This window comes from Streptomyces sp. GB4-14 (assembly GCF_022696125.1).
Taxonomy (GTDB): Bacteria; Actinomycetota; Actinomycetes; order Streptomycetales; family Streptomycetaceae; genus Streptomyces; species Streptomyces werraensis.
Genome location: NZ_RZHO01000002.1, coordinates 3222417 through 3237647, shown reverse-complemented (window position 1 = coordinate 3237647; position 15231 = coordinate 3222417). Strand labels below are relative to the sequence as shown.

General features: G+C 69.7%; 9 protein-coding genes. 7 read left to right on the top strand and 2 right to left on the bottom strand.

Annotated features, from left to right (window positions below):
• Positions 1 to 56: 56 nt before the first annotated feature.
• Entirely contained in the window at positions 57 to 2342 is a 2286-nt protein-coding gene (locus ELQ39_RS16095) for a transglycosylase domain-containing protein (protein ID WP_190004412.1), read from the bottom strand.
• A gap of 723 nt (positions 2343 to 3065) precedes the next feature.
• Here ELQ39_RS16095 and ELQ39_RS16090 point away from each other — a divergent pair.
• The 4 genes from ELQ39_RS16090 (at position 3066) to ELQ39_RS16075 (ending at position 6824) form a co-directional block, all read left to right on the top strand.
• Positions 3066 to 3749 (top strand): PadR family transcriptional regulator, encoded by a 684-nt coding sequence (locus tag ELQ39_RS16090; RefSeq protein ID WP_006134056.1) that lies wholly within the window; start codon positions 3066 to 3068, stop codon positions 3747 to 3749.
• A 43-nt stretch (positions 3750 to 3792) separates the two neighbouring features.
• Positions 3793 to 4875 carry an inositol-3-phosphate synthase gene (locus ELQ39_RS16085; RefSeq protein WP_006134057.1) on the top strand — a complete coding sequence of 361 codons (1083 nt, stop codon included), beginning with the start codon at positions 3793 to 3795 and terminating at the stop codon, positions 4873 to 4875.
• Positions 4876 to 4952: 77 nt separating this feature from the next.
• Positions 4953 to 6215, top strand: a complete 1263-nt coding sequence (locus ELQ39_RS16080) for an MFS transporter (RefSeq protein WP_242592411.1) — start codon at positions 4953 to 4955, stop codon at positions 6213 to 6215.
• A gap of 123 nt (positions 6216 to 6338) precedes the next feature.
• The gene (locus ELQ39_RS16075; RefSeq protein ID WP_190004410.1) at positions 6339 to 6824 is read left to right on the top strand and encodes an LppU/SCO3897 family protein; all 486 of its coding nucleotides are present in this window, start codon (positions 6339 to 6341) and stop codon (positions 6822 to 6824) included.
• A gap of 93 nt (positions 6825 to 6917) precedes the next feature.
• Here the strand turns inward: ELQ39_RS16075 and ELQ39_RS16070 are convergent, their stop codons facing one another.
• Complete coding sequence (locus ELQ39_RS16070; RefSeq protein WP_242592410.1) at positions 6918 to 8384, bottom strand: CCA tRNA nucleotidyltransferase; 1467 nt, start codon at positions 8382 to 8384, stop codon at positions 6918 to 6920.
• A 198-nt stretch (positions 8385 to 8582) separates the two neighbouring features.
• Here ELQ39_RS16070 and ELQ39_RS16065 point away from each other — a divergent pair, with 198 nt between their 5' ends.
• The 3 genes from ELQ39_RS16065 to ELQ39_RS16055 all read left to right on the top strand — a co-directional run bounded on the left by ELQ39_RS16065 (position 8583) and on the right by ELQ39_RS16055 (position 15208).
• A complete protein-coding gene (locus ELQ39_RS16065; RefSeq protein ID WP_242592409.1) occupies positions 8583 to 11000 on the top strand; it encodes a DUF6049 family protein in 2418 nt (805 codons plus the stop codon).
• Positions 11001 to 11044: 44 nt separating this feature from the next.
• Positions 11045 to 13357, top strand: coding sequence for a murein biosynthesis integral membrane protein MurJ (gene murJ, locus ELQ39_RS16060; RefSeq protein WP_225626649.1), 2313 nt, complete (start codon positions 11045 to 11047; stop codon positions 13355 to 13357).
• A gap of 150 nt (positions 13358 to 13507) precedes the next feature.
• A complete protein-coding gene (locus ELQ39_RS16055) occupies positions 13508 to 15208 on the top strand; it encodes a protein kinase family protein (RefSeq protein ID WP_242592408.1) in 1701 nt (566 codons plus the stop codon).
• Positions 15209 to 15231: the final 23 nt, after the last annotated feature.

Here is a 15231-nt window from a genome sequence, read left to right as displayed (position 1 = left end):
GTCGGGTACGGCGGCCCATGTTTCACGTGAAACGCCCACATCGGGCAGGGGACGGCTCAGCCGCCGGTGCCTCCGAACAGACCGCCACCGTTGCCGCCTCCCCGGGTGCCTCCGGGGTCCTCGCTCTCGGTGGGATCGGGCGACGTGGTCACGCCTCCGTCGGTGCCTCCGTTCTCGCCACCGCCGTTCCCGGTTCCGCCGTCCTCTTCCTCCTCGTCCCGGCAGCGGAAGTCGAAGGGCCCACAGGTCTCGGTCTCCGTGGGCGACGGCGGGGCGGTCACCGTCTCGGTCGGCGTCGGCGTCTCGGACGGCGTCGCCTCCTCGGTCTCCGTCTCGATCGGGGTCGGCGACGGTGCGCCGACGCCGTCGGCGACCTCACCGATCTTCTCGGCCTTGGGGAAGCCGGGGTCGGACTTGCCCTTCAGCGCGACCTTCATGAACTCGGTCCACACCTCGGTGGGGATGTCACCACCGTGGATCGAGTCCTTGCCCGCCGTGCCGTTCATGGAAAGCAGTCTGTGGCTCTTGGGGTCCTCACGGAACATCGCGACCGCGGTCGACAGCTGCTGGGTGTAGCCGACGAACCAGGCGGACTTGTTCTCGTCCGTGGTACCCGTCTTGCCGGCCGCCCGGCGTCCCAGTTCCTTGGCGTGCTGGGCCGTACCGTTCTCGATCACGTTCTCGAGCACGTCGGTGACGTTGTTCGCCACGTTCTCGGGCATCGCCTGCTTGACCCGCGGCTTCTCGAAGCCGGACAGTTCCGAGCCCCGGTACTTGACCTCGGTCACCGAGTACGGGTCGGCCTGCTTGCCCGAGGCCGCGAAGGTCGCGTACGCGTCCGCCATGCGGATCGCGCTGGGCGTGGACGTTCCGAGCGCGAACGAGGCGTTCAGGCCGGCGAAGCTGTCCTCGAGGATGCCGGACTTCTGTGCGACGTCCGCCACCTTCTTCATCCCCACGTCCATGCCGAGCTGCACGAACGGGGTGTTGACCGACTGCTCCATCGCCTTCCGCAGGCTGATGTAGCCCCACGGCTTGTCGCTCTCGTTCTCCTGGAAGAACGGCGTGTTGTCCTTCTTGAGGACGTAGGAGCCGTCGTTGTTGAGGATCTTCAGGTGGTCGTTGCCGTTGTACTTGCTCGCCGGCGAGACACCCACACCGTTGGTCTTGTACGTGCCGTGCTGCATCGCGGCGGCGAGCACGAAGGGCTTCCACGTCGAACCGACAGGGACACCGGAGGTGTCCGCGTTGTTGACGAAGTGGCCGTTCTCGAAGCCGGCGCCACCGTACAGGGCGACGATCGCGCCGTCCTTGGGCTTCACGGACGCCGCGCCGAACTGGACGTGCTGGTCCTTCTCGCGCTTCGGGTCGATGTTCTCCTTCTCGACCTTCCTCACGGCCTTGGCCAGCGCCTCGACCTTGTCCTTCTCGAAGGTCGTGTAGATCTGGTAGCCGCCCTGGTCGAACTGCGCCTCGGTGATGTTCGAGTTCTTCAGGACGTACCGCTTGGCCGTGTCGACCAGGTAGCTGATCTGGCCGGTCATGCCCTTGGTCGCCTTGCGGCCCTGGGGCATCGGGTACCTCTTGACGGCCTCCTGGTACTCGGCGGTCGAGAGGTGCTCGTCGTTGTGCATCTGCTCGAGGATCCAGGCCCAGCGCTCCTCGGAACGCTTGCGGTTGGCCTCGGCGCTGGCCGAGCTGTCGATGCTCTCGTTGCCGGCCGGGTCGTAGTACGTCGGGCCCTTGAGGAGGGCCGCGAGGAAGGCGCACTCGCTCGGCGTGAGGTCGACCGCGTCCTTGCCGTAGTACGTCTGGGCGGCGGCCTGGATGCCGTAGGCGCCGCGGCCGTAGTAGGAGGTGTTCAGGTAGCCCTGGAGGATCTCGTCCTTGGAGAGCTTGGTGCCCACCTTGATCGAGATGAACATCTCCTTGAACTTCCGGGAGAGCGTCTGCTCCTGGGTCAGGTAGGTGTTCTTCACGAACTGCTGGGTGATCGTGGAACCGCCCTGGGTGTCGCCACCGCGCGCCATGTTGCCGAGGGCGCGGGCGATACCCATAGGGTCGATGCCCGAGTCGCTGTAGAAGCTCTTGTTCTCGGCCGAGATGACCGCCCAGCGCATGGCCTCGGGGATCCGGTCGAAGCTGATGTTCTGCCGGTTCTGGCCGCTGCCGGTCGCGACCATCTGGGTGCCGTCTTCCCAGTAGTAGACGTTGTTCTCCGACAACGCCGCGGCGTTCTCCTCGCTGGGCACGCTCACCATCGCGTACCCGATCCCGGCCACGGCGACCAGACCGCCGAAGAAGGCGAGGCACAGTCCGGACACGAGCTTCCAGGACGGCATCCAGCGGCGCCAGCCGTCCTTGTCGTAGCGCGGATAGTCGATGACTCTCTTCTTGGCCGGAGGGGCCGCGCGTCCTCGTCCGCGGCCGGGCCCGGTGGCGCGGCGGGACCCTCCGCGCTGTGCCGCGCGTCGTGCCTCGGCACGACTGCCGTACGGACGGGCCTCTCCCCCCGCGCCGCGGGTGCCCGACCCATAGGAATCGGACGGAGATCCGGTGGCGCCTCGCGGTGCCGCTCGGCGGCCGGAGGACGAGCCGGACTGGCCGCGTCGGGCCGCGGCACGTCCGCCTCCCTGCGGCTGCGGCGGTTTGCGACGGTGCTCGCTCATCGAACGACTACTCCTCGGGCAGGCGCACCTCTGCGCGCCTGGAAACGGCGGCTGGTTTCCGGTCCCCCCGAAGTACGGATGCGGCGCTCGGCGCATTCATCCGTACTGCACCGGGGACAAGGACGCCCCCAGTCGTCACTCGGTTCCCGGTGGTCTGCATGGCGCACAGACTACGCACCGCCAAAACCCCCCGGGCCCAGAAGTTCACCTCAAATCAGGCAACTTGCTCGCAATGAAACAGTGATGTGATCCCGTTCACTCTCCCCCCTCTTGTCGGCCCCGGAAGGTCGTTCTATCGTCGTGATGTATCGAGTCGATACATCAGCGCGACATAAAGGCGGCCGCGAGCCGCACACGAGCCCATCGCGGCACGACCGGGGCAGAGGGGAGGCGACGATGAGCCGGCGTTCCGGAATCCTCGAGTTCGCCGTACTCGGCCTGCTCCGCGAGGCCCCGATGCACGGGTACGAGCTGCGCAAGCGACTCAATACGTCACTGGGTGTGTTCCGTGCGTTCAGCTACGGGACGCTCTATCCCTGCCTCAAGACGCTGGTCGCCAACGGCTGGTTGATCGAGGAACCGGGGAACACCACCGAGGACGCCCTCGCCGCACCGCTGGCCGGGCGCCGCGCCAAGATCGTCTACCGCCTGACGGCGGAGGGCAAGGAGCACTTCGAACAGCTGCTCGCCCAGACGGGACCGGACGCGTACGAGGACGAGACGTTCGCCGCGCGGTTCGCCTTCTTCGGGCAGACGTCGCGCGACGTCCGTATGCGCGTGCTGGAGGGCCGCCGCAGCCGGCTGGAGGAGCGCCTCGAGAAGATGCGCGCCTCCCTGGCCCGGACCCGCGAGCGCCTCGACGACTACACGCTTGAGCTCCAGCGCCACGGGATGGAGTCCGTGGAGCGCGAAGTGCGCTGGCTGAACGAGCTCATCGAGAGCGAGCGGGCCGGCCGGGACCTCAAGGGGTCCGCCGCCGGGGGGCCGGCTCAGCAGGACACCACATCTGGAGCGACGGGCGACCTGCCCCGGTCCGGGGACGACCCCCGGCCGGATTCGCCCGGCGACACCGCCACGTGAGAGTCCGCGAGGACCTCACTCGTACACACAGGGAGCAACCGGAATGGGTTCGGTTCGCGTAGCCATCGTCGGCGTGGGCAACTGCGCCGCATCGCTGGTGCAGGGAGTCGAGTACTACAAGGACGCCGATGCGGCGGCCAAGGTGCCGGGCCTGATGCACGTCCAGTTCGGCGACTACCACGTCGGTGACGTCGAGTTCGTCGCCGCCTTCGACGTGGACGCCAAGAAGGTCGGCCTCGACCTCGCGGACGCCATCGGCGCCTCCGAGAACAACACCATCAAGATCTGCGACGTTCCCCGCACCGGCGTGACGGTCCAGCGCGGCCACACGCTCGACGGTCTCGGCAAGTACTACCGCGAGACCATCGAGGAGTCCGCCGAGGAGCCGGTCGACGTCGTGCAGGTCCTCAAGGACAAGCAGGTCGACGTCCTCGTCTGCTACCTGCCCGTCGGCTCCGAGGACGCGGCGAAGTTCTACGCCCAGTGCGCCATCGACGCCAAGGTCGCCTTCGTCAACGCCCTCCCGGTCTTCATCGCCGGCACCAAGGAGTGGGCGGACAAGTTCACCGAGGCGGGCGTCCCGATCGTCGGCGACGACATCAAGTCGCAGGTCGGCGCCACCATCACGCACCGCGTGATGGCGAAGCTGTTCGAGGACCGGGGCGTCATCCTGGACCGCACGATGCAGCTGAACGTCGGCGGCAACATGGACTTCAAGAACATGCTCGAGCGTGACCGCCTCGAGTCCAAGAAGATCTCGAAGACCCAGGCCGTCACGTCGCAGATCCCCGACCGGGAGCTCGGCGAGAAGAACGTCCACATCGGCCCGTCCGACTACGTCGCGTGGCTGGACGACCGCAAGTGGGCCTACGTCCGCCTCGAGGGCCGCGCCTTCGGCGACGTCCCGCTGAACCTGGAGTACAAGCTCGAGGTCTGGGACTCCCCGAACTCCGCCGGTGTCATCATCGACGCCCTGCGCGCCGCGAAGATCGCCAAGGACCGGGGCATCGGCGGCCCCATCCTCTCGGCCTCCTCGTACTTCATGAAGTCGCCGCCGGTGCAGTACTTCGACGACCAGGCCCGTGAGAACGTCGAGAAGTTCATCAAGGGCGAGGTCGAGCGCTAAGCGCGACCACAACGGGCAGTCGGGGGTCTCCGGGTCGTACGTCCCGGAGACCCCCGTCGTATGTGAGGCTGTGCCCCATGGCCGTCGTCCGTGACCTGCGCGTTCTGCTGCGCTTCCAAGGCTTCCGGCGCCTGCTCGGCGTCCGGTTGCTCTCCCAGGGCGCCGACGGCGTCTTCCAGGTCGCGCTCGCCGCCTACGTCGTCTTCTCCCCCGAGAGGCAGACCTCCGCCGCGGCCATCGCCTCGGCCATGGCCATCCTGCTCCTGCCCTACTCCGCGATCGGCCCCTTCGCCGGCGTCCTGCTGGACCGCTGGCGCCGCCGCCAGGTCTTCCTCCACGGCAATCTGCTGCGCGCCCTGATGGCGTCGGTGACCGCCCTTCTGATCCTCGTCCGGGTTCCCGACTGGCTCCTGTTCGTGGCCGCGTTGTGCGTCACGGGCGTCAACCGCTTCGTGCTCGCCGGACTGTCCGCCGCGCTGCCCCGCGTGGTGGACGCCGAGCGGCTCGTCATCGCCAACTCCCTCTCCCCGACCGCCGGGACGCTCGCCGCCACCGCGGGCGGTGGCCTGGCCTTCGTGGTCCGGCTGGTCGTCGCGGACTCGGACGCGGCCGTGGTGCTCGTGGGCGCCGCCCTCTACCTGTGCGCTGCCCTGTCGGCCCTGCGTATGGCCAAGGACCTGCTCGGTCCGGAGCGTGCACTGGATCATCCCCGGCTGTCCACGGCTCTCGCCGGCACGGTCGCCGACCTCGTGGCGGGCGTACGTCACCTCGCGGAGCCCGCGCGCAGGGACGCGGCCTGGGCACTCACGAGCATGTTCCTGATGCGCTTCTGCTACGGCGGGATGCTCGTCATGCTGCTGATGCTCTGCCGGTACCACCTCACGTCGACCACGGACGAGGGACTCGCCCTGCTGGGACTGGCGTTGGGGGCGTCCGGCGCCGGCTTCTTCGCCGCGGCCGTGCTGACCCCATGGGCCGCGGGGCGGATGGGGCCCGGCCGCTGGATCGTGACGTGCGCCGCGGCGGCGGCCGTCCTGGAGCCGGCGCTCGGCCTGCCGTTCGCCTCCGGCCCGTTGATGGCGGGGGCCTTCGTCCTCGGCCTGTCCACCCAGGGCGCGAAGATCTCCACGGACACCATCGTCCAGGCCTCCGTGGACGACGACTTCCGCGGCCGGATCTTCTCGGTCTACGACGTCCTGTTCAACGTCGCGTTCGTCGGAGCCGCGGCCGTGGCCGCCCTGGTGCTCCCGCCTGACGGCCGTTCGGTCACGCTGGTGGTAACAATCGCCGTTATCTACGGAGCAGTAGCGGTGGCTATGGCCCGGTTTGGACGCCAGTAAGTGTCACATCAGCGCCACGAAGCGGGAACTGACTACAGAGTTGTCGGTGCGGACCGATAGCTTACGTGGGTCTTATCGACGCGCCTTTCGCGTCATGCGCCTACGTAATAGGGGGACCCCCAAGTGACCACTCCGCCGCCCCAGGGCAACCCGTTCGCACAGGGCCAGCAGCAGCCCTACGGCCAGCCCCAGGGCCAGGCCCCCTTCCCGCAGCAGGCCGGTCAGCCCGGTTTCCCGCCGCCGGGAGCCCCGATGCCCCCGCAGCAGCAGGGCCGCAAGATCAGCTTCAAGACCATCAAGAACGTCGTGATCGTTCTGATCGTCGCGGGTGTGGCCATCGGTGGATGGATCGCCAGCCGCGACGACGCCGCCGCGGCCGCCGTGGGCGACTGCATGCACCGTGGCAGCACGGACGACAACAACCCGGACCTTGAGGTCGTCGACTGCGGTGACGCGAAGGCGCAGTACAAGGTGCTGGCCAAGGTCGAGGGCAACTTCTCCGGCCTGACGGCCCAGAGCAAGTGTGAGGCCGAGTCCAAGGACTTCGAGTACGTCTACACGGAGACCAACGGCAGCAAGAGCTTCCTGCTCTGCCTGAAGGACAAGTAAGAACGACGTTGGGGGGCGGTGTTTCACGTGAAACACCGCCCCCGGACCGTGTGCGGGTCATGTTTCACGTGAAACATGACCCCGCTTCCGTTGTCAGCCCTGCTGTGCGGCCCACCATTCCTTGAGGGCCTTCACCGCTTCGTCGTGCTCCATCGGACCGTTCTCCAACCGGAGCTCCAGCAGGTGCTTGTACGCCTTCCCGACCTCCGGACCCGGCTTGATGCCCAGAATCTCCATGATCTGGTTGCCGTCGAGGTCCGGGCGGATGGAGTCAAGCTCCTCCCTCTCCTGCAACTGGGCGATGCGCTCCTCCAGCCCGTCGTACGCGCGGGAAAGCGCGGCGGCCTTACGGCGGTTCCGCGTGGTGCAGTCCGAGCGGGTCAGCTTGTGCAGCCGGCTGAGGAGCGGTCCCGCGTCCCGGACGTAACGGCGGACGGCGGAGTCCGTCCACTCTCCCGTGCCGTAGCCGTGGAACCGCAGATGCAGCTCGACCAGCCGAGAGACGTCCTTCACCAGCTCGTTGGAGTACTTGAGCGCGGTCATGCGCTTCTTGGTCATCTTCGCCCCGACCACCTCGTGGTGGTGGAACGAGACGCGGCCGTCCTTCTCGAAGCGGCGGGTGCGGGGCTTGCCGATGTCGTGCAGCAGGGCGGCGAGGCGGAGGGTCAGGTCGGGACCGTCCTCCTCCAGGGCCATCGCCTGCTCCAGCACGATCAGGGTGTGCTCGTAGACGTCCTTGTGCCGGTGGTGCTCGTCACGCTCCAGGTGCAGGGCCGGCAGCTCCGGCAGCACGTAGGAGGCGATCCCGGTGTCCACGAGCAGAGTGAGGCCCTTGCGGGGGTGCGGGGACAGGATCAGCTTGTTCAGCTCGTCCCGGATCCGCTCGGCGGAGACGATCTCGATGCGTCCCGCCATGTCCTTCATCGCCGCGACGACCTCGGGGGCCACCTCGAAGTCGAGCTGGGCTGCGAAGCGCGCGGCCCGCATCATCCGCAGCGGGTCGTCGGAGAAGGACTCCTCGGGCGTCCCCGGCGTGCGCAGCACCCGCTCGGCGAGGTCCTTCAGACCGCCGTGGGGATCGATGAACCTCTTCTCGGGGAGGGCGACGGCCATCGCGTTGACGGTGAAGTCACGGCGGACGAGATCGTCCTCGATGGAGTCGCCGTAGGACACCTCCGGCTTGCGCGACGTGCGGTCGTACGCCTCGGAACGGTAGGTGGTCACCTCGATCTGGAAGCTCCGGTCGGTCTCCCCGACCCGTGCCTCCTTCTGGGCGCCGACCGTCCCGAAGGCGATCCCGACGTCCCACACGGCGTCCGCCCAGGGCCGCATGATCCTCAGGACGTCCTGCGGGCGGGCGTCGGTCGTGAAGTCCAGGTCGTTGCCGAGGCGGCCGAGCAGCGCGTCCCGCACCGAGCCGCCGACCAGGGCCAGTGAGAACCCCGCCTCCTGGAAACGGCGGGCTAGGTCGTCGGCGACAGGGGCGATCCGCAGCAGTTCACTCACGGCGCGGTCCTGCACCTGGCTCAGGGCACTGGTTGCTTCGTTGGCGTTCGGCACAACAGAAGAGGGTACGTGGCCCGCACGGCCCCGAGCGCCCGGAAAAAGACGCGGGGACGGACACCTGTGGCGATCATGGACAAGGCGTGCGCCGCTCGATCTTGGGCACCGGTCCGTGGCACTTCCCCTCCTCGCACCTCGTTACCATGCCTGGACGCACATTCCGACGACCACTGACGACAAGGGACGGGCGAGCGCGTGGCCGAGGCGGCAGACTTCCAGGGGACCAGTCCCTCACCTGCCCGCCGCTGGCTGCGGCGCACCGGTGCCGTGCTCGCCGGGACGCCCCTCCTGGCCGGGCTCCTCCAGCTGCCGGCGGGATCCTCCGCGGAGGCCGCGCCGCGGGCCGCCTCCGACGACGGTTCCGTGGCCGTCTCCGTGGACTCCCTCACACCCAGCGCCCCCTCCGACGGCGACACCGTCACCGTCTCCGGGACGATCACCAACAAGGGCAAGAAGGCTGTCACCGACGCCTCTGTCGGTCTGCGGGTGGGCTCGCTGCTGGACACCCGCTCGAGCATCGACACGGTCGCCAAGAACTCCGCCGACGTCGACAGCCCCGTCGGGGCGGAGATCGACGACAAGTACACCGAGAAGTTCGCCAAGCTCGCCCCGGGCGTCTCGCAGCCCTACACGATCTCCGTGCCGGCCGACGAGCTGGATCTCGGCCAGGACGGCGTCTACGACCTGTCCGTCACTCTCACCGGCGAGACCTCCGACCAGCCCTGGGAGCAGACGCTCGGCGTCCGCCACACGTTCCTGCCGTGGCAGCCGGACGATCTGGACACCAAGACGAAGACGACCTTCATGTGGCCGTTGATCTCCACCGTCCACATGACGGCCGAGACCGGCTCCGACGAGGAGCAGACGCCCGTCTTCCACGACGACGAGCTCGCCGCGGAGATCTCCCCGGGCGGCCGCCTGGACAGGATGGTGGCCCTCGGCAAGGACCTCGACGTCACCTGGGTGATCGACCCGGACCTGCTCGCCTCCGTCGAGGCGATGACTACCCGCTACGAGATCCCCGGCCAGAGCGCGGACGACAAGAACGTCGTCGGCGGCCACCAGGAGGTCGCCAAGCGCTGGCTCACCGAGGTGCAGAAGGCGGTGGCGGACAAGGAGGTCGTCGCGCTGCCGTTCGGCGACCCCGACCTCGCCTCCCTCGCCCACCACGGCACGTCGGTCACCGGTTCGCTGCGCCACCTCAAGGAGGCGACCGACGTCGCCGCCCGCACCGTCGAGTCGATCCTCCACGTCGCGCCCAGCACGGACTACGCCTGGCCCGTCGAGGGCGCCGTGGACCCCTCGATCATCAAGGTCTCCACCTCGGCCGGCGCCGACAAGGTGATCGTCCGCGGCGACACCTTCGAGAGCGGCCGTGACCTGACCTACACGCCCACCGCGCCCCGTCCCATCGGCGGTGGCACCACGGCCGTGGTGACCGACGCGCGGCTGTCCACCGTGTTCGACGGCGACATGACCAGGGCCTCCGCCTCCAGCCAGGCGGTGCAGCGTTTCCTGGCCCAGAGCCTCACCCTCGCCCTGCAGACGGACCGTCCGCGCAGCGTCGTGGTCGCCCCGCAGCGCACCCCGTCCGCCGCCCAGGCCCAGACGATGGCCGAGGCCATCGGCACCCTCCAGGACAGCACCTGGTCGCAGCCGCAGGACCTCACGGCGGCCGCGAAGTCCAAGCCGGACCCGGCCGCCGGCACCGAGGTGCCCCCGGCGTCCGCGTACCCGAAGTCGCTGCGCAAGCAGGAGCTCCCGCGGTCGGCCTTCGAGCAGATCGCCAGGACGCAGGACAAGCTCGACCGCTTCAAGGTGATCCTGTCCGACCAGTCCCGTGTGGTGACGCCCTTCGGCCGCGCCCTGAACCGGGGCATGGCGGCGTCCTGGCGCGGCCGGCCCGCCGAGGCGGCGATCTACCGCAGCGGCGTCGAGACGTACCTGGACACGCTGAGCGGGCAGGTCCGGCTGATCGAGAAGTCGGAGACCAAGCTCTCCGGCCGCAGCGCGACGATCCCCGTGACGGTCCAGAACAACCTGGTGCAGGGCGTCGAGCACCTGGTGCTCCGGCTCAGCTCCACCAACCCGACCCGCCTGCAGATCGACGGCAACGCCTACGAGGAGCAGCCCGTCGCCGTCTCCGGCGGCCACAGCCAGTCGGTGAAGTTCACCACGAACGCCAACGCCAACGGCCGGGCCACCGTGATCGCCCAGCTGTACACGCAGGACGGCCGGCCCTACGGTCAGCCCGTCACGTTCGACGTGAAGGTCACCGAGATCACCGCGACAGTGATGCTGGTCATCGGCGGCGGTGTGCTGCTGCTCGTCCTGGCCGGCTTCCGGATGTACACCCAGCGCAAGCGCGCCGCGGCCCGGCAGGCCGGGGAGCGGGAGCAGGAGGACGCGGCGGACGAGGCGGACGCGGACGCCGACGACGACGCCGACGCCGACGCCGACGCGAAGAACCCCGAAGCCTCCGGGAGGCGTCCCACCCAGGAGTCCGCGCCGGACACCCGGGAGGACACCCCGGAGCAGCCGAGTGACCCGGCCCCGGACACCGCACCGGAAAGCGCCGACCCGTCCGGCACGGGTGAGAGAGTGGACCGTTGAGAAGGTCGTGGCCGGTGGGCCAGGGACGATGAGGTGGGGTAACCATGAACGCGCCGTACGACGGTGACCGCGGCGATGCCGCGGCCAACTCGGGCCATCCCGAGTCGGACCCCGCCGGGGGTCCGCCGCCCGGGCACGACCAGGCGTCACAGCCACCCGCCGACCCGTACGTCCAGGACGCCTACGTCCAGGATCCCTACCGGGCGCAGGACATCGACGCCCAGGACCCGGTCGCCGAGGCGCTCTACGACCGGTCGGCGCACCCGCCGCCCTCACCCGGCGCACAGCAGCCGCAGCAGCCCCTCTACGGGCAGCCGCCCCAGTCGCCGTACGCGCCCGACCCCCGGGTGTGGGCCCGGACGCCCGCCCCGGAGCCGGACGGCCCCACCCAGCACCTGCCGTACGGCGACGACCCGCGCACCACGCAGTACGTCGGCGTGGACGACCTCGTCGGGCAGGCGGGGGAGCAGCGCCACGAGCCGGACGCCTTCGCGCACCTCTTCCGCGACCAGCAGCAGAGCGGCGCCTTCCACCAGCACGGCGGCCAGGCCCGTCCACAGGGCGGCGTGCACCCCGGACAGCCGGCGGGCGGCCCGCAGCAGTACGCCGCCGCCCCGGTGCCCGGACCCGCGTCCCCGACGCCCGGCCACTATGCGGGCGCCACTCCGCCCCCGGCGGCGGAGTCGGCGGCCCCGGAGCCCGCGTCCGCGCCCGCGCCGAAGAAGGGCGGCCGCGCCGGCGGTCTGCTGAAGTCCAGCGCCGTGATGGCGGCGGGCACGATGGTGTCCCGGCTCACGGGCTTCATCCGGTCCGCGCTGATCGTGTCGGCCCTGGGGCTCGGCCTGCTCGGCGACTCCTTCCAGGTCGCCTACCAGCTGCCGACGATGATCTACATCCTCACTGTCGGCGGTGGCCTCAACTCCGTCTTCGTGCCGCAGCTTGTGCGCGCCATGAAGGACGACGACGACGGCGGCGAGGCCTACGCCAACCGGCTGCTGACGCTGGTGATGGTGGCGCTGGCGCTGCTCACCGCGGTCGCCTGGCTGGCCGCCCCGCTGCTGGTGCGCGCGCTGTCGAACCCCGTCGCCTCGGACCCCGCGGCCAACGAGGTCGCCGTCACCTTCACCCGCTACTTCCTGCCCTCGATCTTCTTCATGGGCGTGCACGTGGTGATGGGTCAGATCCTCAACGCCCGCGGCCGGTTCGGCGCGATGATGTGGACCCCGGTCCTGAACAACATCGTCATCATCGTCACGCTCGGCACGTTCATCTGGGTCTACGGCACGGCCGCGGACTCGAGGATGCAGGTCTCGAACATCCCGCCGGAAGGGCTGCGGCTCCTCGGCATCGGCGTGCTGCTGGGTCTCGTCGTGCAGGCCCTCGCGATGATCCCGTACCTGCGGGAGACCGGCTTCCGCATGCGGCTGCGCTTCGACTGGAAGGGCCACGGCCTCGGCAAGGCGGCGATGCTCGCCAAGTGGACGATCCTGTTCGTCCTCGCCAACCAGGCGGGCGCGCTGGTCGTCACCCAGCTGTCCACCGCCGCGGGCCTGGACTCGGACGTCGAGGGCACCGGTTTCGCCGCCTACGCCAACGCCCAGCTGATCTGGGGTCTGCCGCAGGCCATCATCACCGTGTCCCTGATGGCCGCCCTGCTTCCGCGCATCTCCCGCTCGGCGGCGGAGGACGACGGAGGAGCCGTCCGCGACGACATCTCCCAGGGACTGCGGACCACCGCCGTCGCGATCGTGCCCATCGCCTTCGGCTTCCTCGCGCTCGGCATCCCGATGTGCACCCTGATCTTCGGATCCTCGGGCACCAGCGAGGCCACCAACATGGGCTACATGCTGATGGCGTTCGGCCTCGGCCTGATCCCCTACTCCGTGCAGTACGTCGTCCTGCGCGCCTTCTACGCCTACGAGGACACCCGGACCCCCTTCTACAACACGGTCATCGTGGCCGCCGCGAACGCGATCGCCTCCGGTCTCTGCTTCCTGGTGCTGCCGGCCCGCTGGGCCGTCGTCGGCATGGCCGCCTCGTACGGCATCGCCTACGCCCTCGGCGTCGGCGTCGCCTGGCGCCGGCTGCGCAAGCGGCTGGGCGGCGACCTGGACGGCGCCCGGGTGCTGCGGACCTACGCCCGGCTGTGCATCGCCTCCGTCCCGGCCGCCCTGCTCAGCGGCGCGGCCTGCTACGGCATCAGCAAGGTGCTGGGCCAGGAGGTCCTCGGCTCGTTCGCCGCGCTGCTCGGCGGCGGGGCCGTCCTGCTGGGCGTCTTCTACGTCGCCGCGCGCCGGATGCGCATCGAGGAGGTCAACTCGCTGGTCGGTATGGTCCGGGGACGCCTGGGACGCTGAGGCAGGGGGTAGGCGGGTAGGCGCACAACCATCATCGGCCCCCGCGTGTCGTGCATAGCGGCGGACTGTGGGCACAATTGGGTTCGGCGTCGGACTGCGCGCGACGGACGCCGGGCCGACGCGCAACGGATGGGGAGGCAGGGAACGACGGTGGCGGAACGGAGCACAGCTGCCGTCGACGTGGCAGACAACAGCGGCGAGCAGTCGCTGACCGCGGAGGCGGACCAGTCCACGGCCGACGGGGTGGCCAAGAACCGGGAGCGGGACACGGACAACGACGAGGCACAGGAGAACACCGGGACCAAGGGTCCCGCGACGACCTCGCCACCGGAGCTGCACAGCGGCCACAAGCTGGCCAGACGCTACCGCCTCGAGGAGTGCGTCACCCGTCTGGACGGGTTCAGCAGTTGGCGTGCCGTGGACGAGAAGCTCCGCCGTGCCGTCGGCGTGCACGTCCTGCCCGCGGATCACTCGCGCGCCCGGTCCGTGCTCGCGGCGGCCCGCTCGTCGGCCCTGCTGGGCGACCCGCGCTTCGTCCAGGTCCTCGACGCCGTCGAGGAGAACGACCTCGTCTACGTCGTCCACGAATGGCTGCCCGACGCCACCGAGCTGACCACCCTTCTCGCCTCCGGCCCGCTGGAGGTGTACGACGCCTACCAGATGGTCAGTCAGGTCTCGAGCGCCATGGCGGCGGCCCACCGTGAGGGCCTCGCCCATCTCCGTCTCAACCCCAACGCAGTCCTGCGCACCTCGACCGGCCAGTGGCGCATCCGCGGTCTCGCCGTCAACGCCGCGCTGCGCGGGGCCAGCTCGAACACCCCTCAGCGCACGGACACCGAGTCGATCGGCGCCCTGCTGTACGCGGCGCTGACCCAGCGCTGGCCGTACGAGAACGACGCCTACGGGATGTCAGGTCTGCCGAAGGACATCGGGCTGATCCCGCCCGACCAGGTCCGGGCCGGCGTCCACCGCGGTCTGTCCGAACTGGCCATGCGCGCCCTCGCCAACGACGGCGCCACCGCCTCCCGCCACGAGTCGCCGTGCACCACTCCCGAGGAACTGGTGAAGGCGATCGGCGAGATGCCCCGCATCCGTCCGCCGGAGCCCGCCTTCACCGCCCCGCCGGCCTACCAGCGCACCACGTACCAGCAGGGCTCCTACGGTCGCCCCACCGCCTCTCCCCGCGTCACCCAGCCGACACCGGTGCCGCCTCCTCCGCTGCAGAGCCGCACCGGCAAGGCGCTGAAGTGGGCGGTCTCGGCGCTCCTGATCGCCGCCCTGGGGCTGGGCAGTTGGCAGCTCGCGGACGCCCTCATGGAGCAGGGCGGCGAGGGCGACGACACCACCAACACCCAGACGACGAACGGCAACGACAAGAACGTCCCGAAGCCGGTGCGCGGCAAGCCGATCGCCATCTCGGAGCTGCACGACTTCGACCCGTTCGGCCAGGACGGGTCCGAGTACCCGGAGAACTTGCCCAAGATCCTGGACGGTGATCCGGCGAGCTACTGGCAGACCAGCTTCTACGCGAGCTCCGACTTCGGCCGGCTGAAGCCGGGCGTGGGCGTCGTCGTCGACCTCGGCAAGAGCCAGGACGTCGGGAAGGTCGACGTCACCTTCATCGGCAGCACGTCCGTCGAGCTCCGTGCCGCCCCCGGGGACGCGGAGTCCCGGCCGACCTCCTTCGACTCGTACGGCAAGGTCGCCGAGGGGTCGGGTACCACGGTCTCCCTCGCGCCCAAGGACACGGTGAAGACCCGCTACCTCCTGGTCTGGCTGACCGAGCTCCCCATGCAGGCCGACGACGGCCAGTGGCGTGGCCGGATCGCGGACATCAAGGTGACCAGCTGAGGCCGGCTGCGTCGAGGGAGGGG